General features: G+C 62.6%; 23 protein-coding genes. 13 read left to right on the top strand and 10 right to left on the bottom strand.

Translation table 11 applies throughout. From position 1 onward, the window contains the following. Window positions 1-65: 65 nt before the first annotated feature. Complete coding sequence (locus AAC077_RS06190; RefSeq protein WP_339767601.1) at window positions 66-566, top strand: hypothetical protein; 501 nt, start codon at window positions 66-68, stop codon at window positions 564-566. Here AAC077_RS06190 and AAC077_RS06185 read toward each other — a convergent pair. Further along, complete coding sequence (locus AAC077_RS06185; RefSeq protein WP_339767599.1) at window positions 563-1,858, bottom strand: hypothetical protein; 1,296 nt, start codon at window positions 1,856-1,858, stop codon at window positions 563-565. The two genes, AAC077_RS06190 and AAC077_RS06185, sit on opposite strands and share 4 nt — an antisense overlap. Window positions 1,859-2,233: 375 nt before the next feature. Between AAC077_RS06185 and AAC077_RS06180 the strand changes: the two genes are divergently transcribed. Beyond that, window positions 2,234-2,893 (top strand): transglycosylase SLT domain-containing protein, encoded by a 660-nt coding sequence (locus AAC077_RS06180; protein ID WP_339767598.1) that lies wholly within the window; start codon window positions 2,234-2,236, stop codon window positions 2,891-2,893. On the opposite strand, the gene AAC077_RS06175 is transcribed toward AAC077_RS06180, so the two are convergent. The 4 genes from AAC077_RS06175 to pepN are packed head-to-tail and all read right to left on the bottom strand — an operon-like array spanning window position 2,890 to window position 7,139. After that, window positions 2,890-3,321 (bottom strand): hypothetical protein, encoded by a 432-nt coding sequence (locus tag AAC077_RS06175; RefSeq protein WP_339767596.1) that lies wholly within the window; start codon window positions 3,319-3,321, stop codon window positions 2,890-2,892. The genes AAC077_RS06180 and AAC077_RS06175 overlap by 4 nt on opposite strands. After that, the gene (locus AAC077_RS06170) at window positions 3,318-3,836 is read right to left on the bottom strand and encodes a hypothetical protein (RefSeq protein ID WP_339767594.1); all 519 of its coding nucleotides are present in this window, start codon (window positions 3,834-3,836) and stop codon (window positions 3,318-3,320) included. The genes AAC077_RS06175 and AAC077_RS06170 overlap by 4 nt, the downstream gene beginning before the upstream one ends. 1 nt (window position 3,837) lies before the next feature. Next, window positions 3,838-4,587 (bottom strand): SDR family oxidoreductase, encoded by a 750-nt coding sequence (locus tag AAC077_RS06165; protein ID WP_339767592.1) that lies wholly within the window; start codon window positions 4,585-4,587, stop codon window positions 3,838-3,840. Between the two features lie 8 nt (window positions 4,588-4,595). After that, window positions 4,596-7,139, bottom strand: a complete 2,544-nt coding sequence (pepN, locus tag AAC077_RS06160; protein WP_339767590.1) for an aminopeptidase N — start codon at window positions 7,137-7,139, stop codon at window positions 4,596-4,598. A 108-nt stretch (window positions 7,140-7,247) separates the two neighbouring features. Here pepN and AAC077_RS06155 point away from each other — a divergent pair, with 108 nt between their 5' ends. The 4 genes from AAC077_RS06155 to AAC077_RS06140 all read left to right on the top strand — a co-directional run bounded on the left by AAC077_RS06155 (window position 7,248) and on the right by AAC077_RS06140 (window position 11,195). Further along, window positions 7,248-7,433, top strand: coding sequence for a hypothetical protein (locus AAC077_RS06155; RefSeq protein ID WP_339767589.1), 186 nt, complete (start codon window positions 7,248-7,250; stop codon window positions 7,431-7,433). A gap of 214 nt (window positions 7,434-7,647) precedes the next feature. Then, window positions 7,648-9,807 carry a malate synthase G gene (locus AAC077_RS06150; protein WP_339767587.1) on the top strand — a complete coding sequence of 720 codons (2,160 nt, stop codon included), beginning with the start codon at window positions 7,648-7,650 and terminating at the stop codon, window positions 9,805-9,807. Between the two features lie 94 nt (window positions 9,808-9,901). Beyond that, window positions 9,902-10,327: a heme-binding protein gene (locus AAC077_RS06145; protein ID WP_339767585.1), complete on the top strand. Its 426-nt coding sequence runs from the start codon at window positions 9,902-9,904 to the stop codon at window positions 10,325-10,327. 91 nt (window positions 10,328-10,418) lie between these two features. After that, a complete protein-coding gene (locus AAC077_RS06140) occupies window positions 10,419-11,195 on the top strand; it encodes a gamma-glutamyl-gamma-aminobutyrate hydrolase family protein (RefSeq protein ID WP_339767583.1) in 777 nt (258 codons plus the stop codon). Window positions 11,196-11,207: 12 nt separating this feature from the next. Here AAC077_RS06140 and AAC077_RS06135 read toward each other — a convergent pair whose 3' ends face one another. Next, window positions 11,208-11,714: a transposase gene (locus AAC077_RS06135; RefSeq protein WP_339767581.1), complete on the bottom strand. Its 507-nt coding sequence runs from the start codon at window positions 11,712-11,714 to the stop codon at window positions 11,208-11,210. Between the two features lie 264 nt (window positions 11,715-11,978). Here AAC077_RS06135 and AAC077_RS06130 point away from each other — a divergent pair, with 264 nt between their 5' ends. From AAC077_RS06130 to AAC077_RS06110, 5 genes are all read left to right on the top strand, one after another. After that, complete coding sequence (locus AAC077_RS06130; RefSeq protein WP_339767579.1) at window positions 11,979-13,553, top strand: Re/Si-specific NAD(P)(+) transhydrogenase subunit alpha; 1,575 nt, start codon at window positions 11,979-11,981, stop codon at window positions 13,551-13,553. Window positions 13,554-13,566: 13 nt separating this feature from the next. Then, window positions 13,567-15,003: an NAD(P)(+) transhydrogenase (Re/Si-specific) subunit beta gene (locus AAC077_RS06125; protein ID WP_339767577.1), complete on the top strand. Its 1,437-nt coding sequence runs from the start codon at window positions 13,567-13,569 to the stop codon at window positions 15,001-15,003. 183 nt (window positions 15,004-15,186) lie between these two features. Continuing rightward, a complete protein-coding gene (locus AAC077_RS06120; protein ID WP_339767575.1) occupies window positions 15,187-16,464 on the top strand; it encodes a DUF3422 domain-containing protein in 1,278 nt (425 codons plus the stop codon). Between the two features lie 340 nt (window positions 16,465-16,804). Continuing rightward, a complete protein-coding gene (locus tag AAC077_RS06115) occupies window positions 16,805-17,683 on the top strand; it encodes a hypothetical protein (RefSeq protein WP_339767572.1) in 879 nt (292 codons plus the stop codon). Window positions 17,684-17,865: 182 nt separating this feature from the next. Next, window positions 17,866-18,825, top strand: coding sequence for a hypothetical protein (locus AAC077_RS06110; protein WP_339767570.1), 960 nt, complete (start codon window positions 17,866-17,868; stop codon window positions 18,823-18,825). On the opposite strand, the gene AAC077_RS06105 is transcribed toward AAC077_RS06110, so the two are convergent. The 3 genes from AAC077_RS06105 to AAC077_RS06095 all read right to left on the bottom strand — a co-directional run bounded on the left by AAC077_RS06105 (window position 18,771) and on the right by AAC077_RS06095 (window position 22,627). Then, window positions 18,771-19,772: an ABC transporter permease gene (locus AAC077_RS06105; protein ID WP_339767568.1), complete on the bottom strand. Its 1,002-nt coding sequence runs from the start codon at window positions 19,770-19,772 to the stop codon at window positions 18,771-18,773. The genes AAC077_RS06110 and AAC077_RS06105 overlap by 55 nt on opposite strands. After that, window positions 19,765-20,802, bottom strand: a complete 1,038-nt coding sequence (locus tag AAC077_RS06100) for an ABC transporter permease (protein ID WP_339767567.1) — start codon at window positions 20,800-20,802, stop codon at window positions 19,765-19,767. Before AAC077_RS06100 ends, AAC077_RS06105 begins: the two co-directional genes overlap by 8 nt. A 103-nt stretch (window positions 20,803-20,905) precedes the next feature. Beyond that, on the bottom strand, window positions 20,906-22,627 hold the full coding sequence (locus AAC077_RS06095) for a peptide ABC transporter substrate-binding protein (RefSeq protein WP_339767565.1): 1,722 nt from the start codon (window positions 22,625-22,627) through the stop codon (window positions 20,906-20,908). A gap of 277 nt (window positions 22,628-22,904) precedes the next feature. Here AAC077_RS06095 and AAC077_RS06090 point away from each other — a divergent pair, with 277 nt between their 5' ends. Beyond that, a complete protein-coding gene (locus AAC077_RS06090) occupies window positions 22,905-24,740 on the top strand; it encodes an ABC transporter ATP-binding protein (protein ID WP_339767972.1) in 1,836 nt (611 codons plus the stop codon). Between the two features lies 1 nt (window position 24,741). Beyond that, the gene (gene argE, locus AAC077_RS06085) at window positions 24,742-25,905 is read left to right on the top strand and encodes an acetylornithine deacetylase (protein WP_339767563.1); all 1,164 of its coding nucleotides are present in this window, start codon (window positions 24,742-24,744) and stop codon (window positions 25,903-25,905) included. A 203-nt stretch (window positions 25,906-26,108) separates the two neighbouring features. Here the strand turns inward: argE and AAC077_RS06080 are convergent, their stop codons facing one another. After that, window positions 26,109-26,663 (bottom strand): TetR/AcrR family transcriptional regulator, encoded by a 555-nt coding sequence (locus tag AAC077_RS06080; RefSeq protein ID WP_339767561.1) that lies wholly within the window; start codon window positions 26,661-26,663, stop codon window positions 26,109-26,111. Window positions 26,664-26,672 lie beyond the last annotated feature (9 nt).

Below are 26,672 nucleotides of genomic sequence, written 5' to 3'. Positions count from 1 at the left end.
TGCTGCAAGAGGGTGCGACACCACGCAGGCTATGCAGGACGCAGCATCTGGGATACTGCTGGCCTATGGTTGTTGTTGTTAATCAGGACATTCCGCCGGGTCGGTTGATTGCGGATTATGCCGAACGTGCGGGGCATTTCACGGACTGCTACAGTTGCGTGGTGCCAGGGCAGGTGACGCTGGCCGACTATGTGGCGGCCTTCTATACCACACCGCTGTTTCGCGCCGAACGGTTTGTGCTGCGTGTTGCCGCGCGCGCCCCGTCGACCGATGCCCAAGCGCGCGCGGTCGCGGATGGCCAGTCCGAGCGGTTCGCCATCTGGACCGTCGAGACGCGGCGCGGGAACGAGCTGATGATGGCCGAGCGGTCGGGCCGCACGAAATCCTGGTTCAAGGTGATGGCGCAGTGCAGCGAGACGCAATTGCTGTTCGGGACGGTTGTGGTGCCGGTCCGGTCAAAATCCGGCGATCTGGTGCTGGGGCCGGTGTTCGACAGCCTGAAAGGCGCCCATACGTTTTATGCGCGCGCGCTGCTGGCTGCGGCGGCGCGGCGGGTGCAGCGTTAAACCGGTTCTAGCTGCGCGCCGCGGTCGGTGAACACCACGCGTTTGCCCTGTGACAGCTCGCGGCGGAACATATCGCACAGGATGCGGTGGGCATCGGCGGCCCCTGCGGCGGCGAACCGGTCGGGGCAACGCACCCGCAGATTGTTGTCAAACCCGCGTGCGGCATGGGCCCAGATCATCGGGTGCAATTCGGTCAGGTGCTGGCGGATGATCCATTTGGCGCAATCGGCGATCTGGCCGCGCACAAAGGCGACATCGTCCGAAGCATCAAGCGTCATGCCCATGGTGTTGGCACAATAGGCCGCCAACAGGTTGACCGTGTGCTGGTCGGTGCGGCGGGCCAGGATGTCGTGCAGCCCTTCGATGAAGAACGCGATGTCGAGCTGGCTGCACGCCGCGTCGTCCAGTGCGATGGCATCCAGCATGACCCAGGTATAGCCGCCGGCGCCCCAGACGGCCTGGCTGCGGCTGGCCATACGGCGGGCCTGCACCTCCAGATCCTGCACCGACCCGTGCCAGCGCGGCAGCAGATGGGTGCCCATGTTGCGATAGGCGCGCGCGTTCAGCGGGTCCATGTCGATCAGCGCCTCGTAGGCGGCGATCAGACGGTTGGTGTCGGTGGGCAGGCCACTGCGCACCGCGCATTGGGCGGTGGCCAGCAGGGGCGAGGGCTGGTCCTCGATCAAAGAGGTTTCAAGGATGTCGCGGGCGCGGTCGAAATGCGCCTCGAAGGCCTCGCGGTTGCGCTGGGGCACCTCGACCGCCCAGCCGGTGCCGCGCCAGGCCCAGCCGATGTCGATGTGCGCCATGGCGACCACACAGGCGATGGTATAGTCGCCCGGGTGTTCGGCCAGAACTTCTTCCAGCGCGATGATCCCGTCCAGCAGCGGCGCATCCTTGGCGGGCCGGCCCGACAGCAGGGCGTGTTCCGCTGCATGGACCACGTCGGCGCGCGCGCCAAAGGCGATCAGGTCCGCCACGGGCATCCCGCCGGGGGTGCGGGTGCCTGCGGCTTCGGCTGCGCGGATCGCTTTGGACACGGCGGCCCAATCTTCCTGACGGGCAAGACGCTGGCCGCTGTTTTGATGCAAGTCACAGGCGCGGTCTTCGCCGGTGGGATCGGGGCTGGGAATGCTCAGGGCCGGGGCAAGGACGGGATCGACCGTGCGCGGGGGACGCGCGGTCAATCCCTTGGGGTCGACAACACCGTCAAACGCCAGATGCGAGGAAGACCGGCGCGCCGTATCGCGGAGCTTCGTGAACAGGCTGGTCACTTGGAACTTCGATCGCATCTCATGTACTCGTTATTTTGATTGTCTGGTGCCAATCTGGGCCTGGTTTGAGGCGCAATCGTGGCGGAGGTGCGGAGCTTTGACGCTGATTGAGCGACGACGGGTGTGGCGCGCGCCATATTTCCCGCTTTAGGAGAAGATTTTTGCATTTACTTTGAATTTTGTCGAAAACTGCACCGACATCTTTGGCCAGATCGCACGCGCCGTGAACCGTGACCGGCGAATAATTGCGCCGGCGAATCGTGGCGGCGCTGGTCAATCTGGCAACAATATGGCGTGTTTTCGCGGCTCTGTTGCTGTGGCGGGCACAGTGGGGCGGTCCGGGCGTGCTGTGATCGCTTGATTTGACGCAAAGCTGTTGCGCATAGTGCTGCGATGAAACGGATGTTGATGGCAATTGTGGTGACGATATGGGGGGTGTCAGCGGGGACCGTGGCGCTGGCCGACCTGTCGCAAATGCCACGCCCGCCTGCGCGTGACGGCGATGTGCCGCGCACGCGTTGGACGCATCAGCCCAATCATATGCTGTGGAACCGCGCGGCGCTGTCCGCGCTCAAGACTCACGGCGCGCCGCTGGTTCAGACCGTGCCACGTGACATCGCGGACTGGTGTCCGAATTATCCAAACGCCCACATACGCGACCGGCGCGCGTTCTGGCTGGGGTTTCTGTCGGCGCTGGCCAAACACGAAAGCACATACAAGCCGCAGGCCGTGGGGGGTGGCGGGCGGTGGTATGGGTTGCTGCAAATCCTGCCGTCCACCGCACGGGGGTACAAATGCAACGCAGGCACGGGGCCGGACCTGATGAAAGGGGCGGCCAACCTGTCGTGCGCGGTGCGTATCTTGGCAGTGACCGTGCCGCGCGACGGAATGGTTTACGGGCGCGACAGCCGTTGGCGTGGGGTGGCGGCCGACTGGGGGCCGATGCGCAGCGCCGCCAAACGGCGCGACATCGCGGGCTGGACCCGCAAACAGCCCTATTGCGCGCTGCCCAATGCGATCCGGCCCAAGATGCGGCCCAAACGCAAAAGCTAACCGATCAGGCGAAAATGATGCCGCTCCACGGGGATGCCGCGCTGTTTCAGAGCATCTTCGAACGCACGCGACGGGGGCACCACATCCAGCGGCAGCCGTATGTTCGCGCCTGTGTGCAGGATCAGGGTCGCCTTGATCGACATATCCAGCCGCGTGTCCAGCCGCACGGTCTTGATGGCACTTAGGGGCGCGCTGCCGGTGCGTTTGCCGGATCGCCAGTCCACAGCGGTGTCGGACAGCCGCAGCGACGACACCCGCGCCACCGCCAGATCATACAGCGCGGGCAGGGTGGCCAGCGCCCCCAGCCACACCACCCAGACCGAGGCATCCAGAAACACCATCGCCAGCGCCAGCAGCGCCCAGATCACCACAACGGTTACTGCGGTCGATGCGCGGCGGCCGTTGCGTTCAAAGATATAATCGCTCATGCGGCGTGCAGAGCCTGTCGGATCTCGGCCTGTGCTGCGTTCTGGCCGGACGTGGGAACGTCGTCTTTGGACAATCCCTGTAGCATGCTTATCACGCATGCCGCAGACGCGCCCTCGTCCAGCACGTACAGCCTGCGCGCCAGACGTGACACGGCGTCTTTGGCGCCTCCACAGGTGCGCACAAGCCAGTGGCCCAACACCATCATATTGCGCGCCTGTTCGATGTCACGGGCCATGCCGTGCTGCACGACCCGCGCAGAGGGGGCCGCAGCGGCGGGCGGTTTGCCAAGACCAAGATAGGCTGCTGTCAAGGCGACCTGCGCCAGTTTCGGGTCGTCGATGCCATCCACTGGATGCACATCGGTGCGTCGTTTGTATCCCAGCCTACGTGCCGCCGTGCGCACGTCAGTGGGCATGTCGATCACCTCGGCCACCATCCGAGACCCGCGCCGCACGCGCAGCAGCACAAAGTAGACGATCATGCCCAACACGATCAGCCCCAGCGTTATCGGCATCTTAGCGTCCCCCGGTCACATCCAGAAACGCGCCGGTGATATAGCTGGCGTCGTCTGACATAAGATACAGCACCGAGGTTGCCACCTCTTGCGCACTGCCCGACCGGCGCATCGGCGTCATCGGCCCAAGGTGTTCGACACGCTCTGCCGCACCGGCCTTGCCGTGAATGTCGGTTTCGATAATGCCGGGGCGCACCGCGTTGACGCGGATGCCGTTGGGGGCGACCTCGTCCGACAGCCCCTTGGTAAAGGTGTCGATGGCCCCTTTGGTGGCGGCATAGTCCACGAACTGCCCGCCCGACCCCAGCCGCGCGGCGGCAGAGGAGATGTTGACGATATTGCCGCCGTCTCCCTGTGCTTCCATCCGTTGCACAGCCCCCTTGGCCACCAGCATCGCGCCAACCACGTTGACCGCAAAGATGCGGGTCAGGCGGGCGTGGTCCATGTCGGTCAACCGCGCGATGGCGTCGATGGCACCCGCGTTGTTGATCAGCGCGTCGATGCGGCCAAACTCGGCGTCCAGCGTGGCATAAAGCCGGTCGATGGCGTCGGGTTCGGCCACGTCGGCCTGCACCAGCACAACACGCGCCCCGGCGGCCTCGGCGCGCTGCTTGACGGCGTCGGCACCGGCCGCATCGCTGCGGTAGCTTAGCAACAGGTCATAGCCGCGCTGGGCGGCCAGCACCGCGCAGGCAGCGCCGATGCCAGCCGAGGCTCCGGTGATCAGGCAGACGGGGCGGGGAGTGGTCATGACAGGCCTCAGGCGTTGCGGATGCGGGTGATCATTTCGGTGGTGTCACGGCTGAGGTTCGGGGTGGAGGCGATGCGGTCCAGCTCCTTGGCCATCAGCGACTGGCGGATCTGGTCGTAGCGCCGCCACGTCTGGAAGGCCGAACACATGCGCGCGGTGGTCTGCGGGTTGACCGGATCAAGCTTGATCAACCAGTCCGCCAGCAGCGCATAGCCCGACCCGTCCGCGGCATGAAAGCCCGCGTGATGCTGCGCCAACGCGCCCAGCGTGGCGCGGAAGCGGTTGGGGTTCTTCCAGTTGAAATCGCGGTGACGGGTCAGCGCATTGGCCGTGTCGGCGGCATCGTCGGGCTGTGCCTCGCCCACTTGCAGGGCGAACCATTTGTCCATGACCAGCCGGTCGTCTTTCCACTGCGCTTCGAAATCAGCCAATGCAGCATCGCCACGGCCCGCGCGGATCAGGTTGGCCAGCGCGGCCAGTTGTTGTGTCATGTTGGTAGCACTGTCGTATTGCGCTTGCGCCGCATCGCCGCCGTCCAGACGGGTCAGCAGCGACAGCGCGGCATTGCCAAGCGCGCGTTTGCCCGATTGTTCGGCGTCGGGCGCATAGGGTGCGGTCACCTGATTGTCGGCATAAAGCGCTGGAAGATCGTCCTTGAGCGTCTGCGCCAGCGCCTGTTTCATCGCCTGCACAGCGTCATAGATCGCCTGCGGATCGGGCGTGTTGCCGTTCCGGTGCAGCGCGGCGGCCAGTTCCGATTGCCCCGGCAGGCCCAGCATCAGCGCGCGGTATGCCGGATCAAGCTGGTCGTCGCGCAGCACGGTTGCGATCCCTTGCAGGTAATCCGCATCGGGGCTTGTGCCTTTGGTGATGGTCGCCAGCAGTGACGCCAGCGCCAGCGCACGCGCCGATTCCCAGCGGTTGAACGGGTCGGTGTCATGGGCCAGCAGGGCGGCGTGATCGGCGGCAAACTCCAGCACCACGGGCGCGGAAAAGTTGCGCAGGATGGATGCCGTCGGTTTGGAGGCGTGCCCCGCAAAGGCAAAGCTTTGCGTGCCTTCGGTCACTTCCAGAACCTGCGTTTCCATCACCTCGTTGCCGCTTGCGTCCAGCAGGCCCACGGCCACCGGTATCACCAGAGGCTGCGGATCGGGCGTGGCGGCACTGGGCGGGGTGTGCTGGGTGAAGGTCAGCGTGTAGGTCGCGTTGCGGTAATCCTCGGTCACGCTCAGATGCGGGGTGCCGGCCTGTGAATACCAGCGTTTGAACTGGGTCAGATCGCGGCCCGTGGCATCCTCGAACACCTGCAACCAGTCCTCGATGGTGCAGGCCTGTCCGTCGTGGCGGTCAAAGTACATATTCAGCGCGTTCTTGTACGAATCCGGCCCCACCAGCGTGCGCAGCATCCCGATCACTTCGGCGCCTTTTTCGTAAACGGTGGCGGTGTAAAAGTTGTTGATCTCTTGAAAGCTTTCGGGCCGCACCGGATGGGCCAGCGGCCCCTGATCCTCGGGGAACTGGCGACCGTGCAGGTCGATCACGTCACCGATGCGTTTCACCGGCGCGCTGCGCATGTCGGATGTGAACTGGCTGTCGCGGTAAACGGTCAGCCCTTCTTTCAGGCACAGCTGGAACCAGTCGCGGCAGGTGATGCGGTTGCCGGTCCAGTTGTGGAAATACTCGTGCGCGATGATCGCCTCGATCCGCTCGAAATTCATGTCTGTCGATGTCTCGGGCGAGGCGAGGACCGCAGAGGCGTTGAAGATGTTCAGCCCCTTGTTTTCCATCGCGCCCATGTTGAAATCATCGACCGCGACGATGTTGAACACATCCAGATCATAGGCGCGCCCGTAAACCTGTTCGTCCCATGTCATGCTGTCTTTCAGCGCCTGCATGCCAAAGGCGCATTTGCCTTCGTCGCCGGGGCGCACGTACAGCGCCAGATCGACCTTGCGGCCTTCCATCGTGGTGAACGTATCACGATGCGCCACCAGATCGCCCGCGACCAGCGCAAACAGATAGGCAGGTTTGCGCCACGGGTCGTGCCATTCGGCCCAGCCGTCGCCCGACGACACAAGGTTGCCGTTAGACAGCAACACCGGATGCGGGCCGTTGATCCGCACGGTAAAGGTGCTCATGACATCTGGGCGGTCGGGGTAATAGGTGATCTTGCGAAAGCCCTGCGCTTCGCATTGGGTGCAGAACATGCCGCCCGACTGGTACAGCCCCTCAAGCGCGGTGTTGGCGGCGGGGTCGATCTGAACGTGGCTTTCCCACGTGAACGGGATCGACGGCACATCGCAGGTCAGACCCTCGGGGGTGACCTTGGGGGTCACAGGCTCGCCGTCGATTTTTGCGCCCAGCAGGGTCAGATCCTCGCCATGCAGGAAAAAGGTGCGGTCGGTGGCGTCCGGTTTGGGACTGAACCGGATGCGCGCGCGCACATGGGTGGCCGAAGGGGCCAGATCGAACGTCAGGTGCACCTCGTCCACGTCAAAGCCAAAGGGCGTGTAGTCGGCAAGGTATATGGTCTGGGGGGCGGCATCGCGCATGGGCTGTCCTGTCGTCGGTCTGATATGGAACAAAGCGTAGGTGCGGACGTTAGTTCCATGACGCTGGGGCGGCAACCCGCCCTTTCAGCCAAGCGAGAGGATTCCACAATGTCTGCATCTGACACAAATATTGATAAACAAACGAAACGCCACAAGCCGTCGCTGGTGGGCATCGGTGCCGCCGTGGCGCTGGCCGTCCTTGCCGGAGTGATTTACGTCTTCGGGGGTTTTGGGACCGACGAAGATCAGGCCACCAGCAGCGAACCTGTGGCCACGCAAGCCGTGACAGAGTGACGATCGCCTAGCATTCTCAATTTTCGCGCGCGAAACCGGCTACAGCCCTTGGGCTTTGGCCGGTTTCGTCGTGTTTGGCGGTAGGATTTTCAGAGCCCACATCGACCTGACGGTAAACTGGTAAAGATATATGACCAATCTGTCCGTCAGAGGTTTACGGCGACAAGGTTTCAACTTAGCTTTAGCGCCAACACAGCAGAATACGGAGTTTGTCATGACCAACCATGTGGATCGCAGCGGCCTGAGCGTTGCCCCCCAACTGGCCGCTTTTGTCGAAGATCGCGCCCTGCCGGGCACCGGCGTGGATGCCAGCACGTTCTGGGCGGGCTTTGCCGGGATCGTGGCCGACCTTGGTCCCAAGACCCGCGAGATGCTGGCCAAACGCGAAGAGATTCAGGCGCAGATCGACGCATGGCATGTGGACCACCGTGGCCAGCCGCATGACGCCGAAAGCTATACCGCGTTTCTGCGCGAAATCGGCTATCTGGTGGCTGAGGGCGCACCGTTCAAGATCGACACCGCTGGCGTGGACCCCGAGATTGCCAACATTCCCGGCCCGCAACTGGTCGTGCCGATCACCAACGCCCGCTTTGCGCTGAACGCGGCCAATGCGCGCTGGGGCAGCTTGTATGATGCGCTCTACGGCACCGACGCGCTGGGCGATTTGCCTGCGGGCAAGGGGTACGACCCCAAACGCGGTGCGCGGGTGATCGACTGGGCCAAGGGGTTCTTGGACAAGGCGGCGCCGTTGTCGACTGGTCAGTGGTCTTCGGTGGACGGCGTTTCCGTTTCGGATGGCGCCTTGACGTTGACTGCCGGTGGCAACAGTGTCGCACTTGCCAGTTCTGACGCTTTCGTGGGCTTTGGCGGTGACGCGGATGCACCCGATTTCGTGCTGCTGCGCAACAACGGCCTGCACATCCAGATCATGCTGGACCGTGGCACCGACATCGGCGGCAGCGATCCGGCGGGCATCTCGGACGTGCGGCTGGAATCGGCCATGTCCACGATCATGGACTGCGAAGACAGCGTCGCGGCGGTGGACGCCGAGGACAAGGTCGTGGCCTATGGCAACTGGCTGGGCCTGATGACCGGCGATCTGCAAGAGACCTTTGAAAAAGGCGGCCAGCAGATGACCCGCAAGATGGCGGATGACATCGCATTTACCGCAGCCGACGGCAGCGCGGGCACTCTGAAAGGCCGGTCGCTGATGCTGGTGCGCAATGTCGGCCACCTGATGACCAACCCCGCGATTCTGGACGCCGAAGGCCGCGAGATCAGCGAAGGGTTGATGGACGCGATGATCACCACGCTGATTGCCATGCACGATCTGAAAAAGTCGGATGGCCTGCGCAATTCGGTGGCCGGATCGGTCTATGTGGTGAAACCCAAGATGCACGGACCGGAAGAGGTCGCACTGGCCGACGAGATTTTCACCCGCGTCGAAAAGGTGCTGGACCTGCCCGCCAACACGGTCAAGCTGGGCATCATGGACGAGGAACGCCGCACATCGGTGAACCTGGCCGAATGCATCCGCGCCGCGAAATCGCGGGTGGCGTTCATCAACACCGGTTTCCTGGACCGGACCGGCGACGAGATTCACACCTCGATGGAAGCGGGGCCGATGGTGCCCAAGGGCGAGATGAAATCCGCCGCCTGGATCACATCCTACGAGGATCGCAACGTCGACATCGGGCTGGCCTGTGGCTTGCAGGGCAAGGCGCAGATCGGCAAGGGGATGTGGGCGATGCCCGACCTGATGGCCGACATGCTGAAGGCCAAGATCGGCCATCCGAAATCCGGCGCCAACTGCGCCTGGGTGCCGTCGCCCACCGCTGCTACGCTGCACGCGACGCATTACCACGAGGTGGACGTGCTGGCCCGTCAGGACGAGATCAAGGCGGGCGGGGCGCGCGGCACGTTGGAAGATCTGCTGACCATTCCGGTGATGGACGGGCGGAACCTGAGCGACGCCGAGATTGCCCAAGAGATCGAGAACAACGCGCAAGGCATCCTGGGCTATGTGGTGCGCTGGGTCGATCAGGGCGTGGGCTGTTCCAAGGTGCCGGACATCCACGACGTGGGCCTGATGGAAGACCGCGCGACCTGCCGTATTTCTGCTCAGGCGCTGGCCAACTGGCTGCATCACGGGGTGATCTCTGAGGATCAGGTGATGGCGGGGCTGCGCAAGATGGCGGCTGTGGTGGACAAGCAGAACGCGGGCGATGCGTCCTATACGCCGATGGCGCCGGGGTTTGACGGCGTGGCATTTGCCGCGGCCTGCGATCTGGTGCTGAAAGGACGGGTGCAGCCGTCGGGCTATACCGAGCCTGTGTTGCACGCGCGGCGGTTGGAGTTGAAAGCGCAGGGCTGAGGCCCGGGCTGAGGCTGATCGGGCAGGGGGCTGTCTGCCCCCGCGCCTGACGGCGCTCCCCCGAGGATTTATTGAACCAGAGAAGGAGAGGCCGATGTCGGTAACGTTGAACCAGGCGCGCAAGATTGTGCGCAAGGCGATCAGCACGGGGCGCGAGATGGAGCTGAAGCCGCTTTCGGTTGTGGTGCTGGATGCGGGCGGCCATGTTGTCGCCTTTGAACGCAGCGATGGCGCGTCGCCGGGACGGTTCGGCATTGCCCATGGCAAGGCTTACGGCGCTGTCATGCTGGGCATGTCCGGCACGGCGCAGATGAAACGGGCCGAGGATCAGGCCTATTTCATGGCGGCGGTGAACGGGGTGTTCGGCGGGCAGGTGGTGCCGGTGCCGGGCGGCGTGCTGCTGCGCAACAAAGCGGGCAAGGTCGTGGGCGCGGTTGGCGTGACCGGGGACACATCGGACAACGATGCGATTGCGGCGATGGCGGGTGTTGAAGCTGCTGCTTTGATGGGCGAAATCTAGGATCAGGCCGCGGGACGGTGCGTCAGGCTGGGCAATCGCTTTGGCCTGCGGTATACGATCTTGCATGAACGACGAGAGCAAGTGAGGCCCTATGGCACGTCCGGTTGTCGGAATTATCAGCAACGCCCATGTGATCGGTGACGATTACAAGGTGCACGCCGGTGGCATGATGAACACCTCGGCCATTGCCGAAGTGTCCGGCGCGATCCCGCTTTTGGTGGCGGCAGATCCTGCGTTGAACACCGCAGAAGAGTTGATGGAGGTTTGCGACGGGTTCTTGTTCACCGGCGGTCGCCCCAACGTGCACCCCGAGGAATACGGCGAGGAAGCGACCGCAGCGCACGGCGATTTCGACCGCGCGCGCGATGCGGTGACGCTGCCGTTGATTCGCGCCTGCGTCGAACGGGGGCAGCCGTTTTTCGGCGTTTGCCGCGGCTTTCAAGAGGTGAACGTGGCGATGGGCGGCAGCCTGTACCCCGAGATCCGCGACCTGCCCGGGCGCACCAATCACCGGATGCCCCCCGACGGGACGCTGGAAGAGAAATTTGCCCTGCGGCACGAGGTCAGCTTTTCCGAAGGCGGGCCGTTTCACCGTCTTCTGGGCAAGCAAGCCGTGATGACCAACACCCTGCACGGTCAGGGGATCAAGGCGGCGGGCAACCGTGTTGTGATCGACGGCTATGCCCCCGATGGCACGCCCGAGGCGATCTATATCGACGGCGCGCCCGGTTTCACCATGTCGGTGCAGTGGCACCCCGAATACAACGCAGGCATGGACCCGGTGTCCCGCGTGCTGTTCGGTGCCTTTGGCGATGCCCTGCGCGACTGGGCCGCGGGCAAGGCGCGTCCGGCATTGAAAACCGCGTAACTTTCTGACCTGTCAGGCGGCGGCGCTGGCTTGCGGCACCGTCCACGTGCCCGCCCGCAACGCGCGGTGCAACGACGTGTGCGGCCAGTGGCGCGGATCGGTGACCAGCCCCACCTGCACCGGCGCGCAGTAGATCAGGTGGCGGTGCGCGGCAATGTCTTCCAGATCGGTCAACCGGTGCGCCCAGTAGCGGCGTTGCCATATCCCCTTGTCGCCGTTGCGCACCGATGCCGGATGGCGGTGGGCCGGTGCGGGCAGGCCGCGCGAGAATTGCGCTTTCAACAGGCCCCAGCGGCGCGACACATCCGCGTCGCCCGCAGGCAAGGTCCAGATGGTGTGGATCGCATTGGGCAGCACCACGATGTCGTCGATCCGAAAAGGACAGGCGGTCAGGGCCGTGCGCGTGGCATTGCGCAGGCGGTTCATTTCACGCACCAGCAGGTCGGACCGCCTGTCCTGTAGGCGGACGGTGCAGAAAAATGTGCTGTCGGTGGCCAATGGGCAAGGGGTCTGGGGCATGGCACAAACCTAAGGGCCCAAGGTTAACGATGGGTGAATCCCAACTATGATTGCCTTTGGCGGGTTCTGCGCAACGCACCACGTCGGATGGATAAACTGACCCAAGGTCACCGCGCATGAAAGATGCGCGTTCGGCGTATTTCCTTTGCGTTTATTGCTCTGCGCCGCAGCGTAGATGCTTGTAACTGGGGACGTCGCAGGCTAGTCACGATGTCGTTAACCGCCGTCAGGGCGGCGGATATGGAATCAAACGGGGGGTGCGCGGTGAAAATCGGAACACCAAAGGAAATACTGAGCGGCGAACGCCGTGTGGCAATGACGCCCGACAGTGCGCTGATGCTGCAAAAGCTTGGGCACGCGTGCATAATCGAAACCGGCGCCGGCGCCGAGGCCGGCTTTGCCGATGCCGACTATGAAGCCGCAGGGGTCGAGATTGCCAAAACCGCAGCCGCCCTTTGGAAAGCAGCGGATGTCGTGGCCAAAGTGCGCGCGCCCGAAGAGGTCGAGGTGAAACGTCTGCGCGATGGCCAGACGCTGATTTCGCTGATCAACCCCGGTGCCAATGCCGATTTGCTTGAAACCGCGGCCAAAAAGGGCAGCACCGTTATTGCGATGGACATGGTGCCGCGCATCAGCCGTGCGCAGAAGATGGACGTGCTGTCGTCGATGGCCAACATCGCGGGCTACCGCGCGGTGATCGAGGCGGGCAATAACTTTGGCCGCTTTTTCACCGGCCAGATCACGGCGGCGGGCAAGGTGCCTCCGGCCAAGGTTCTGGTTGTGGGCGCGGGTGTCGCCGGTCTGGCCGCCGTAGGTACATCCACATCGCTGGGTGCGATCACCTATGCATTCGACGTGCGCCCCGAAGTGGCCGAACAGATCGAATCCATGGGCGCCGAATTTGTCTATCTGGACTTTGAGGAAGAACAGCAGGACGGCTCGGCCTCGGGGGGGTATGCATCTGTCTCCAGCCCTGAATTCCGCGAGGCGCAGTTGGCCAAGTTCCGCGAGCTGGCCCCTGAAATGGACATCGTCATCACCACGGCGCTGATCCCCAACCGCGAAGCGCCCGAGCTGTGGACCGAAGACATGGTTGCGGCCATGAAATCGGGGTCGGTCATCGTGGACCTTGCGGCCGAGCGTGGCGGCAACTGCAAGCTGACCGTCAAGGACGAAAAGATCGTTACGGAAAACGGCGTGACCATCGTTGGTTACACAGATTTCCCCAGCCGGATGGCCACACAGGCGTCGACCCTGTTTGCGACCAACATCCGCCACATGATGACGGACCTGACGCCGGACAAGGACGGCGTGATCAATCACAACATGGAAGACGACGTGATCCGCGGCGCGACCGTGACCCACGCCAAAGAAGTGACCTTCCCGCCACCGCCCCCCAAGGTTGCAGCCATCGCGGCTGCCCCCAAAAAGGAAGCGGTCAAGGAACTGACGCCTGCCGAAAAACGCGAGGCCGAAGTGGCCGCGTTCAAGGCGCAGACCAAAAGCCAGGTGACCCTGCTTGTTGTCGGTGCGGTGTTGCTGCTGGCCGTGGGCCTTGTGGCACCTGCCAGCTTCATGCAGCACTTTATCGTGTTTGTCTTGTCGGTCTTTGTCGGGTTCCAGGTGATCTGGGGCGTGGCGCACAGCCTGCACACGCCGCTGATGGCGGTGACCAACGCGATTTCGTCGATCATCATTCTGGGCGCCTTGGTGCAGATCGGGTCGGGGTCGTTCCTTGTCATCGTTCTGGCGGCGATTTCGGTCTTTATGACCGGGATCAACATCTTCGGCGGCTTCCTTGTGACACGGCGTATGCTCGCCATGTTCCAGAAATCTTAAAGGGGCTTAGACAATGGATTTTGGATTTACGACAGCGGCCTATGTGGTCGCAGCCATCCTCTTCATCCTCAGCCTTGGCGGTTTGTCGGGACAGGAAAGCGCCAAGCGCGCGGTGTGGTACGGCATTGCCGGCATGGCGTTGGCGGTCTTTGCCACGCTGATCGGACCGGGGGCGGGCTATTGGCTGTTGTCCCTTGTGCTGATCGCGGCAGGCGGGGCCATCGGGTATCAACTGGCGACCAAGGTGCAGATGACGCAGATGCCGGAACTGGTCGCTGCCATGCACTCGCTGGTGGGTCTGGCGGCGGTTTTCGTCGGCTTTGTGGCGCACTTCGAGATTGGCAATGTGGCGGCGGCAATCGCTGACGGCACGGTCAAGGAGCTGGGCACCTTCGGGCAGCTTATCGCCAAGAAAGAAGCGGTCGAGATCAACATTTTGCAGGTCGAGCTGTTCCTGGGCATCTTCATCGGTGCGGTCACCTTTACCGGATCGGTCATTGCCTATGGCAAACTGGCGGGCCGGGTGAATTCGGCGGCGACCAAGCTGCCCGGCGGTCACCTTCTGAACGCCTCGGCGGCCGGTTTGTCGCTGATCTGCCTGATCTGGTACGTCAACACGGGCGGCTTTTTGCCCCTGATCCTAATGACGCTGGCGGCGCTGTTCATCGGCTATCACCTGATCATGGGCATCGGCGGTGCCGACATGCCCGTGGTTGTGTCGATGCTGAACAGCTATTCCGGCTGGGCGGCGGCGGCCATCGGCTTCAGCCTGGGCAATGACCTGCTGATCGTGGTCGGCGCGCTGGTGGGCTCGTCCGGTGCGATCCTGTCCTACATCATGTGCAAGGCGATGAACCGGTCGTTCGTCAGCGTGATCCTGGGCGGCTTTGGCGGCACATCGGGTCCGCAGATGGAGGTCGAGGGAGAACAGGTCGCGATCGAGGCGGACGGCGTGGCCGCGGCCCTGAACGAAGCCGACAGCATCGTGATCATCCCCGGCTACGGCATGGCGGTGGCGCAGGCGCAGCAGGGCGTGGCCGAGCTGACGCGCAAGCTGCGTGCGGCGGGCAAGACCGTGCGTTTCGCCATTCACCCCGTTGCGGGGCGTCTGCCGGGGCACATGAACGTGCTGCTGGCCGAGGCCAAGGTGCCCTATGACATCGTGCTGGAGATGGACGAGATCAACGACGACTTCCCCGATACGGACGTCGCCATTGTGATCGGCTCGAACGACATCGTGAACCCTGCGGCACAGGACGATCCCAACAGCCCCATCGCCGGCATGCCGGTTCTGGAATGCTGGAAGGCCAAGCAGGTGTTCGTCAGCAAACGCGGTCAGGGCACCGGCTATTCGGGCATCGAGAACCCCCTGTTCTTTAAGGAGAACACGCGGATGTTCTACGGTGACGCCAAGGCGTCGATCGACAAACTGCTGCCGATGATCGACTGAACCTGTTGATAAACAACGCGAAAAGGCAGGCCCACGGTGGCCTGCCTTTTTGAGTTGCGGCTGGGATTTTGGGGCCGGTATACATATGTATTCCGTAATGCTTTGATATTGCTAAGTTTTCTGTATCTTTTTGACCAAGCGCCCGCTATGTCTGTCGGCCAGTAGCACAGACAGGGCCAGACCATGCCGCCATTGAACGACCATCCCCTGCGCCACCGCCTGACGTCGGAACTGCACGCGCGGCCCTTTCCGGTGCTGACTGCGCCGGCGATGGCGGCCTATCTGGCGATCAAGCACAGCCCCGATGACATCGCGCGCGCGGATGCCCATGACCGGTTGACCGCATTGCTGGACCACTACGGCGCGCCGCGTCCCGATGCGGGGGCGACACATTATTTCGGGGCGATGGGCAAATATACGATCAAATGGGAACAGCACACCGAATTTGTCACCTACACCGTGTTCCAGACGGGCCTGAGCGACCGCGCCTTTGATCCGGCCGAGTTCGAGGTGTTCCCGCGCCACTGGCTGGACGACATGTCGGGGGTCTGCATGACGTCGGCGTTGATCCGCATCATGCCGCGCCCTGCGGAGGACGCGCGGATATTGCCGCAACTGGACGCCTGGCTGGTCGCCGAAAGCATCGCGGTGGCGGATGTGCTGGATGGCTCGGCGGTGATCGCATCGGATTTTCGCATTGATCCGGCGGGGCACCTGCGGTTCGCGGTCTACGTCAGCGACACGACGGGGCCGGGGCGTGTGGGGCGGATCGTGCAGCGCCTGTGCGAGATCGAGACCTATAAATCCATGTCGCTGCTGGGCTTTGCCAAGACCCGCGAACTGGCGGGGCCATTGAACACGCTGGACACCCAGCTGAACGACCTGACCGGTGCCATGCGCAGCCCCGAGGCCCGCACCGAAGAAACCCTGCACGCCTTGCTGGATGTGTCGGTGGCGCTGGAACAGCAAGGGGCGCGATCGGCGTACCGGTTTGCGGCGACGGGGGCCTATGCCGCGCTGGTGGCGGAACGGATCGCGGTGCTGCGCGAGGCGCGGTTCATGGGACGCCAAAGCTTTGCCGAGTTCATGATGCGCCGGTACGAGCCTGCGATGCGCACCGTCAAGGCGACCGAGGCACGGCTGCACGCCATGTCGGCCCGTGCCATTCGCGCGTCGGAATTGTTGCGCACGCAGGTCGATGTGGAACGCTCGGCGCAGAACCAGGCGATATTGGCCAGCATGGACCGCCGCTCGGATCTGCAACTGCGGTTGCAGCACACGGTCGAGGGGCTGTCGGTGGTGGCGATCAGCTATTACGCGGTGTCGCTGGTGGGGTATCTTTTGTACCCGCTGGCCGACCAGCTTGAGGTCAGCAAGGGCACGGTCACCGCCGCTGCCACCCTGCCGGTGATCGGGGCTGTGTGGCTGATGCTGCGCCGGATCAAGCGGCATGTGGAATAGACTGGTGTCATGCCTTTGCCAGTTCAGCTACATTTGCTAAGCGGCGCTTGGGTCTCATGCGCCCCTGACACTTCGTTTCAATGTCGTGGGATCGCTTGCAAATAGAATCACTATGGGCTGCACGACCGCAAACCTTTGAAATCTGGTGACATAGTCGCTGCGGCTTTGGGTGACTGAACCCAGAGCCTGAGGCGCATGTTTATATGCCTTTTCATCTGATGTGACTGTCGCAATTCGGGAACAGTTTCCCTCGGAGGTGGTGGAATTACTCCCAACAGGGTCGTCTCCTTTTGGTTGAAGTTGCACATTGGCAAAAAGAAAAAAACGAATTTGAGGCAGCATGAATATTAAGCACGCATTCAAGCAGTGCGCCCGCGCGCTGGGAAATGATGATTGGTGTGAACAACTTGATCGCCATTTTGTCGCGTTAAAGCGGCGTGGTCCCCGTCTTGTTGTGACCTTTGACAACATGACCAGCCGCGATGCTCATGGTCCGCGTAATCCGTGGGGCTGGAACATTGTCGAAAGTCTGGGCCATTCGCATCTGGGGGTCTGTATGTCGCGTCGCAACGACTGGTTCCGCCATCCGGATCTATTTGACCTGTTTGACCGGTTGCGTGATCAGGGCTTCTTTGAACAGTTTGAGGATGTCGTGTTCTACGGATCTTCCATGGGTGGCTGCGGGGCGCTTAGCTTTGCCCAGGCAGCACCGGGCGCGCGGGTGGTTGCATTTGTTCCGCAAACCACGTTGTGCCCCGACTTGGCTCCTTTCGAGCAGCGCTTTCTCAATGGCCGTGAACGCGGTGACTATAAAGACCGTCGCTATGTGGACGGCGCGGTGGGGGCGGGCACGGCGCGCAGTGTTGCGGTGTTTTACGATCCTTATCACGCGCCGGACCGGGCGCAGGTTGAACGGCTGCCTGCGGACAATCTCCAGCTTTTCAGAGCGCCCTTCTTCGGACACAAGGTGCCACGCCTGCTTCACATGATGGGCAGCATTCGAGAACTGACAGTTGCTGCCCTGAATGACGAGCTGACCGCTGAGAAATGGAAGGCAGCGATGGCAGGGCGTTATCAAACACCCGGATACATCCGCATTCTGCTTAATGCAGCGCTTGAGCAAGGTCACCATTCGCTGGTGTCTCGGGCGTTGCCACGCGCCGAGGCGCATCTGACCCGACCGTTGCCAAAGTACCGTCGTCTGGTCGCCATACCCTAAGGGGATGGCATCCAGGATCGCCGCACAGCCGGTGACTGATGAGTGTGGTATCAAGCGGCCTGCCAGGGCCGGGCGTGTGCCGACAATGATCGACAACTGCGCCTAAAATCCCGTGCGAAAAGTCGCTGTCGACGGGGCATCGTTTAAGCCGATGGCAAAGCCGGTGGATTAACTCCGTCGGCATGAGCAAGCATTGGTATTACCGCGCAACACAGCGGACGGCACAGGCAGCAGGCGGCTGGATGCGGGTGCTGCATGGTCACCGCGCCGTCTTTGTGCCGCGCGGCCCGCGGCTGCTGGTCAGTTTCGACACCGTGGGCGCGCATCTGGCCCCGCCGCCGCGCATCCCTTGGGCGTGGGACCTGGCGCAGGCGGCGGGCTGGTCGCATCTGGGGGTGATGACGGGGCCGTGCAATGACTGGTATCGGCGGCGTGCGGTGTTTGATTTCTTTGACAGCTTGCGCGACAGCGGGTTTTACCGGCGCTTTGACGATGTGGTGTTCTATGGCACCTCGATGGGCGGCTTTGCGGCCTGCACCTTTGTCGCCAGTGCGCCGGGCGCACGGGTGGTGGCGATCAGCCCGCAGTCGACCCTGATCGGCGCGCGTGTCCCGTTCGAGCAGCGTTATTCCCAAGGGCAGCATCGCGGCGACTGGGAAGACCCGCGCTATCAGGATGCGCAAAGTTGCCTGCGGCTTGCAGGCCGCGCCGTGGTGCTGGTTGATCCCTATCACGCCGCCGACATGGCCCATGTGGCGCGTCTGCCCGACACACGGCTGACGGTGCTGCGCTGTCCGTTCATGGGCCACCGCATTCCGCATCATCTGGCGGCGCTGGGGGGCTTTGGCGGGCTGATGCGGGGTCTGTTAGAAGGGCAGGGGCATGACGGCTTTGCCGCGCACCTGATGCGGCGCAAGGGGGCGGTCAGCTATCACAAGGGGCTGGTGAAGGCGGCGCTGGCGCGGGGGCATCCGCTGCTGGCGGGGCAGGTGCTGACCCACTACGGCAGGCTGCCAGATGCGCCGCCCGTGCCGCATCTGGCGGCCCGTGTGGCCCGCCAGTTGCGCGTGACAGAAGATGCGGCGGCTCAGCGTCCGCGAATGCGCGGGTCCAGCGCGTCGCGCAACCCGTCACCCAAGTAGTTCACCGACAGCACCGTCAGTGAAATCGCGATGCCGGGCAACAAGACCCGCTCGGGGAACTGCTCCATCCGCTGCACCGCATCCGCCAGCAGCTTGCCCCAGGTGGGGAAGTCCGACGGAAAGCCGACGCCAAGGAAGGACAGCGCGCTTTCGGTGATGATCGCGGTCGCCAGCCCCAGCGTGGCCGACACGGTGATCGGCGAGATCACGTTGGGCAGCAGGTGGCGGCGGATGATCTTGGAATTCTTGGTGCCGATGGACCGCGCTGCCAGAATGAATTCGCGTTCTTTCAGCGCCAGAATGTCGCCCCGCACGATCCGCGCCGTCTGCATCCACGAGGTGATGCCGACCACGCCCACGATCAGGATGAACATGCCCGTCTCGGGGCCGAAATTGGCGCGCAGGGGCTGGCGGAACAGGGTCACGGCGACCAGCAGCAGCGGCAGGATCGGCAGGCTCAGCACCAGATCGGTAAAGCGCATCAGCCAGAAATCGGCGCGGCGGAAATAGCCCGCCACCACGCCGACAAATGTGCCGATCACCAGCGCCAGGATCATCGCCGCCCAGCCGACCGCCATCGACGCGCGGCCGCCCTTGATCATGCTGGCCAGCAGGTCGCGGCCCAACTGGTCGGTGCCAAAGGGATGGCCCCACGCGGCCTTGGCCTCGCTGTCCCAGATCAGCGTCCAGATCGGGCGCATGTCCTTGGCGCGAATGTCCAGCTTTTGTGCGTCCAGCGTCCAGATATAAGGACCGATCAGCACGAACAGCGTGATGAAGATCAGGAAAAAGCCGCCGAACATTGCACCTTTGTGGTGCTTGAACTGGTTCCAGACGTCATACCACTGGCTGCGGGGCGGGGCGATGGGGCCCTTGTCCTGCAATGCGCCGTAGGCTTGTTCGTCAATCTCGGGGTCGGGACCGGACACGAGGGGTTGGTCAGTCATAGCGGATCCTCGGGTCGAGCACGCCGTACAGAATATCGGCGATCAGGTTGAACATGACGATCAGGATGGCAAAGATAAAGGTCAGCGTCATCACAGTCGGGATGTCATTGGCAAACAGCGCAATCAGCAACTGGTAGCCGATGCCGTTCACGCCAAACACGTTCTCGGTGATGATCGCCCCGCCAAAGATCGCAGGGATGCCCAGTGCGATCACGGTGACCACCGGGATCATCGAGTTGCGCAGCACGTGCACCATGACCACAACGCCTTCGCGCAGGCCCTTGGCGCGGGCGGTGCGCACATAATCCTGGCCCAGGTTGTCCAGCATGGCGGACCGCATGTAACGGCTGATCTGCGCCGTGGTTTGCAGCGCCAGCACCATCACCGGCAGCACCATCTGTTTCAGCTGGTAGACGAATGTTTCCCAGTTGGTGACTTCGTGCACGGTGTTATAGTTCGACGGCAACCAGCCCAGTTGCACCGCAAAGATCACGATCAGCAGCGGGCCGGTGAAAAACGGCGGGATCGAAAAGCCGATCATGGTGACGAATGTGCCGGTCTGGTCAAAGATCGAATAGTGGCGATAGGCCGAATAGATGCCGATGGGCAGCGCGATCAGCACCCCCACGATATAGGCCATGCCAACCACCCAGATCGTCTGGGGCATGGATTGCACCACCAGATCCATCACCGGGCCACGGGTCTGCCAGGACAACATGCGCAGGCGACCATCGTAAAAGGATGTGTCGGGCAGCCAGCCCAGCAGGGTGCTGTCACGGGTCAGCCAGTCGATAAAGACCATCGGCTCGACCCAGAAAAACTGAACCATCCATTTCCAGTATTGGACATACAGCGGTTCACCCAGCCCAAGGGCGATGCGCATCTTTTCTTTGACTTCCGGCGGCACCGTCAGGGGCACCTGCGCCATCGGGTCACCGGGGGCGAGTTGCAGCAGAAGGAAGATCACGAGGCTGATGAACAAAAGCGTCGGGATCGACAGGATCAACCGGCGGATTGCGAAGGTTATCATGTGTGTGGCGCCTTTGTGCGTCAGTCTTGATTATTGCGACCCCGTCCCAAGGGTCGAAAGGCTGTGCCCCCTTCCGAAGAAGGGGACACAACAACTTTATGCATTATTCTTTGATGCGATACCAGTCGCCGACATTCCACAGTTCGGAATCCCAGACGTTCAGCACGACACCGCCCAAGGAATTGGCATGTGCCGAGACGCGCGCACGGTTGACCAGCGGCACGATGGTGTACGTGTCCTTGGTCAGCATGTCGTTCATCTTCTTGGCCAGCGCGCTGCGCGCATCCAGATCACCGGTGCGGGCCAGCTCGTCGATCATCTCGTCGTAAGCCGGATCGCAGAAGCGGTTGATGTTTTCACCCTGCCACTGGCTGGATGGCTTGGGTTCGCCGCCACAACGGTAAGCCGCCAGATACTGCTGGGGGTCGGTGCCGTTGAAGGTGTTGGCGTACATTTCCACGTCTGCATAGAACTTCTGGAAGGTGTCGGGCGAACCGGGGTCACCCCCAAAGAACACGGACCCGTCAAGGTTGCGCAGTTCGGTTTCAACGCCGATCTGGCTCCACCAATCCTTGATCAGCGCCTGGAAATCCTGACGGACGGCGTTGGTCGATGTCTGGTACAGCAGCGACAGCTTCATGCCGTCCTTTTCGCGCACGCCGTCACCATCGCTGTCGGTCCAGCCGGCTTCTTCCAGCAGCGCCTTGGCGCCTTCGATGTCCTGCGTCAGACAGTCGGTGTTGTCCGAGGCATAGATCGCGGGGGCGGGCACGAGGTTACAGGTCGGCGCACCGGCCTTGCCATAGCCCACTTCGGTCAGCAGTTCGCGGTCGATGGCCATCGACAGCGCCTTGCGCACCTTCACATCGCTCAGGATCGGGTGGGGTTCCGCCACGGTCGACCGTGTTTCGGCCGGCAGATCGGGGGAGGGGTTGGTCAGGTTCATCTCGATCCGCTCAAGCAGCGGACCAAAGCCGTTGATGGCCTTGCCGTAACCGGCGGCTTCCATCTTGGCGATGACGTCGGGCGCCAGTTGCAGGTTCCAGGCATAGTCGAATTCGCCTGTTTCCAGAACCGCACGACCGGCCGAGTTCGCGTCGCCGCCACCTTTCAGGGTGACCTTGGCAAAGGCGGGCTTGCCTTCTTCGCGGTAGTTTTCGTTGGCTTCGTACTGGATCACGTCGTTCGGTTTGAAGTCTGCGACGGTGAATGGACCGGTGCCGATGGGGTTATAGTTGGCTTCGGTGCACTCGGGCGCCTTGGCACCCAGGCAGTCAGCGAACTGCGCGGCCTGAATGATTGGGGACTGACCGCCGACAAAGGGGCCATAGGGGTTCGGCTTGGGCTGGTTGAACGTGACCTTGACGGTCAGATCGTCCACCGCTTCGACGGTTTCGACACCGTCAAAGAACGCACCCTGCGCACAGCCGCCTTCGGGGTGCATACAGTATTCGGCAGTGAACTTCACGTCGGCCGAGGTGACGGGCGTGCCGTCGGACCACATCAGGCCTTCTTTGATTTTCCAGGTGATGGTGGTCAGATCTTCGGACACGCCACCGTTGGCAACTGTGGGCACTTCGACGGCAAGGAAGGGCACCATTTCGCCGGTTTCGTTGTAGCGGGCCAGAGGTTCCAGGACCAGCGAAGACGCTTCGATGTCCTTGGTGCCGCCCGACAGGAACGGGTTCAGAATCGAGGGCGCTTGCCAATAGAGGATTTTCACCTCGCCATCGCGGCCGCGCGGGCCTTCGTGGCCGGCAGCCATTGCCATCGGAGCGAGGGCAACGCTGGCAGCCGCGCCAAGCAATAGGGTCTTGAGTTTCATAGTATACTCCTTGTTGGACACGTTTTCTGTGCCTTTGGCACGCCCCGTTTGCGGGTGCGCGCAGTGTCGCGTCGGCGGGAGTTATTAATTTCCCTAACGTAACCAAGCGATTACGTCAGATATTTTAGCGCATCCCCCAGACGAATGACCACATCGAAACAGACTTGGCGGAAAAAGCAACCCTCGTGATGCTCGATAATTGTGCATTCGTCGGGATAGGTTTGACAGTGCCCGAACAATGGCCGTAGCGTTCAGGTCAAAACAGCCGGGGAAACATATGCTGGACCATGGGGCCGAAGGGCCGATTGCCGATATCCGAGAATTGCGCGTCGAATTCCAGACCAAGGACGGCCCGGTTTTGGGCGTCGAGGACGTGTCGTTTTCGATCAACGCCGGCGAAACCGTCTGCGTGGTGGGCGAATCGGGGTCGGGCAAATCGGTGTCTTCGCTGTCCCTGATGCGTCTTGTCGAGTTTGGCGGCGGCAGGATTGCGGGCGGGCAGTTGATGTTCGACCGCAAGGATCATGACAGCGTGGATCTGGCGCAGGCCGACCAAAGCCTGATGCGCACGATTCGCGGCAACGAGATCGGGATGATCTTTCAGGAACCGATGACGGCGCTTAATCCGGTGTTCACCGTGGGCCGCCAGTTGACCGAAGGGCTGCGGCTGCACAAGGGAATGACCAAAAAACAGGCATCCGCCCGCGCGCTTGAGCTTTTGCGTCAGGTCCGCATCCCCGAACCGGAACGCCGCCTGCACCAATACCCGCACGAGCTGTCTGGCGGGATGCGCCAACGCGTGGTGATCGCCATGGCGCTGGCCTGCGAACCGCGCCTGCTGATCGCGGATGAACCGACGACCGCGCTGGACGTGACCATTCAGGCCGAGATTCTGGCGCTGATGGACCGGCTGAAACGCGAAACCGGCACTGCCGTGATGTTCATCACGCATGACATGGCCGTGGTGGCACAAATGGCCGACCGCGTCGTCGTCATGTTCCGCGGCAAGAAGGTCGAGGAAGGCCCCGTTGCCGATATTTTTGAGGCGCCCCAACATCCCTATACCAAGGCGCTGCTGGCCGCGGTGCCCAAGCTGGGCGAGATGACCGGCAAACAATACCCCGAACCGATGAAGCTGCTGGGCCGCAACCAGGGCGAGATCAAGCCGATTGTCGGCGAAGAAAACGAGGTTCTGCTGGACGTGCGCAACCTGACCACGCGCTTTGCGGTCAAGGGCGGGCTGCTGCGCCGCACGATCGCCAACGTCCACGCGGTCGAGGATCTGTCGTTCACCATCAACAAGGGCCAGACCCTGAGCCTTGTGGGCGAATCCGGCTGCGGCAAATCCACGGCGGGCCGGTCGATCCTGCGTCTGGTCGAGCCGCTCTCGGGCGCGGTCAAGCTGGGCAACAAGGACATCATCGCCCTGAACCAGCGTGATCTGCGCACCGCGCGGCTGGACATGCAGATGATCTTTCAGGACCCGTTCGCGTCGCTGAACCCGCAGATGCAGCTTTCGGACCAGGTGGCCGAGCCGATGCAGAACTATGGCATGTTCAAGGGCGACGAAGGCCGCAAGCGTATCGAAATGCTGTTCGACCGCGTCGAGCTGCCGCGCAGTTTCATGCGCCGCTATCCGCACGAACTGTCCGGCGGGCAACGCCAACGGGTCGCCATCGCGCGCGCCCTTGCGCTGAACCCCAAGCTGATCATCGCGGACGAGGCGGTTTCGGCGCTGGACGTGTCGGTGCAGGCACAGGTGCTGAACCTGATGATGGAACTGCAAGAAGAAATGGACCTGTCGTTCCTGTTCATCAGCCACGACATGGCCGTGGTCGAACGGGTCAGCCACCACGTCGGCGTGATGTACCTAGGTCGCATCGTGGAAATGGGGCCGCGCAGTGCCGTATTCGAGAACCCCCAGCACCCCTATACCCAAGCGTTGATGAAGGCGGTGCCCATCGCCGATCCGCGTCAGCGCAAAGACGAAAAAGACTTGAATTTCAAGCCGATCCCGTCGCCCATTCACCCTGTTGATTATGTCGCCGCACCATCGGAATACCGCGAGATTTCGCCCGGCCACAAAGTTCTGACCACCGATAGCGGATACTGATATGCCCGAACGCCTTACGCCTTTGCAGCTGATGACCATGCTCATCAGCTTTCCCACCGTGTCGCGTGACACCAACCTGCCGCTGATCGACTGGGTCGAGGAGTATCTGGGGTCTCATGGCATCACCGCCCACCGCTGGCCCGATCCCGACCAGCCGCACAAGGCGGCGTTGTTCGCCCACGTGGGACCATGGGAGGAAGGCGCCGTCGTGCTGTCAGGGCACACCGACGTGGTGCCGGTCGACGGCCAGCCGTGGGACAGTGATCCGTGGACGGTGACCGAACGCGACGGCAAATATTACGGGCGCGGCACCTGCGACATGAAAGGCTTTGACGCGCTGGCGATCTGGGCGCTGGTCGAGGCATACTACGCCGATGTGAAACGCCCGCTGCAACTGGCGCTGAGTTTTGACGAGGAAATCGGCTGTACCGGCGCGCCACCGATGATCGAGGCGATGCAGCCGGTCCTGCCCAAGGGCGAACTGGTGATCGTGGGCGAGCCGTCGATGCTGCAAGCGGTGACCGGCCACAAGGGCGGGCAGGGGTTCGACACCCATGTGATCGGATTCGAGGTGCATTCGTCGCTGCTGCACACCGGCGTCTCCGCCATCCTTGAAGGCGCGAAAATCATCGACTTTGCCAACCAACGCAACGCCGAGAACTTTGCCAACCCGCCCACGGCCCTGGGGGCCATGTTCGATCCGCCCGTGACCACCTGGCACGTGGGCCAGATCAGCGGCGGCACTGCCCACAACATCACCGCCAAGGATTGCCGGTTCTCGATGGATTTCCGCGCGGTGCCGGGGGATGACCCTGTGGCGCTGAAAGAAAGCTATCTCGAGCACGTGCGCAATATCGAGGCACGGATGCAGACCGTGCACCCCGACGCGCGGGTCGAGATCAGCGAACGGTTTGCCGTGCCACCGCTGAAGCCGGAAGAAAACGGTGCCGCGGAAATGATGGTGCGCCAGATCACCGGCGACAACGGCGGCCATGTGGTCAGCTATGGCACCGAAGCGGGCCAGTTTCAGGCGGCGGGCTATTCGGCGGTGGTCTGCGGCCCCGGCGACATCGCACAGGCGCACCAGCCCAACGAGTTTATCACCGTGGCGCAGTTCGAACTGGGCCACCAGTTCATGCGCGATCTGGTGGCGCGGCTGGGCTAGGGGGCGGTTGCCAAGAAAAACCGACTTTTGTGACAGGTTGCTGATCCCGAGCGCGGCGCTGCGTCCGCAGGGTGAGAGCCGAGCGGCCCTTCGTGAAAATTGCGGCGAACGGCGGGTTTGAGCCCAGTTTGACCGATGCTGCGCGGACGCCGAATGTCAGCAGTCGGGCGGGCAAGTCCGTGATGCGCCTTTACCCAATAAACCTATCCGATTATCCGGGCCGCCATTTCGTGAATGACGTCTCGGCTTTCAGCTTTGTTGACAACTGCGAGATACGCCATCGATCCGCCGATTATATAGGGCGCTTTGATCTCTGCGGCCGACACACCCCGCGCTGTCAATTCGTCCGACAGCCGCCGGATCAAAGCATTGCGAAAGCGCGGCAGTAGCGCATCGCCACGGTAGCCGGCCATCGCACGGGCAAAGAAATCCGGTGCATCTTCCACGTGTGCGACAAGCCAATCCAAAGTGCCTAATGTCTCATCCCGGCCTGGTTTAGGGCGGATTGTAATCATCAGGTCGGCGAAGATCTGGTCGAGCAAGTCAGATTTGGTGCGGTAATGCTCGTAGAACGACGACCGCGCCACCCCAGCCCGGCGGCAGAGACCCGCAACCGTGATCTCGTTCCAGTTGCTCGATGCGAGCAAACCCATAAGAGCATGCTGGAGCAATGATCTCGTATGGGCCACGCGCGGGTCTTCGGACATATCGTCTCTGGCCTGTCCGGAACGCTGCTCCCCTGTCTTTTCCTGAACCATCTGTTTGCC

Source organism: uncultured Pseudosulfitobacter sp., from assembly GCF_963976325.1.
Classification (GTDB): domain Bacteria; phylum Pseudomonadota; class Alphaproteobacteria; order Rhodobacterales; family Rhodobacteraceae; genus Pseudosulfitobacter.
Note: the sequence above shows the minus strand (reverse complement) of the source record. Positions and strands in the feature narration are given on the sequence as shown.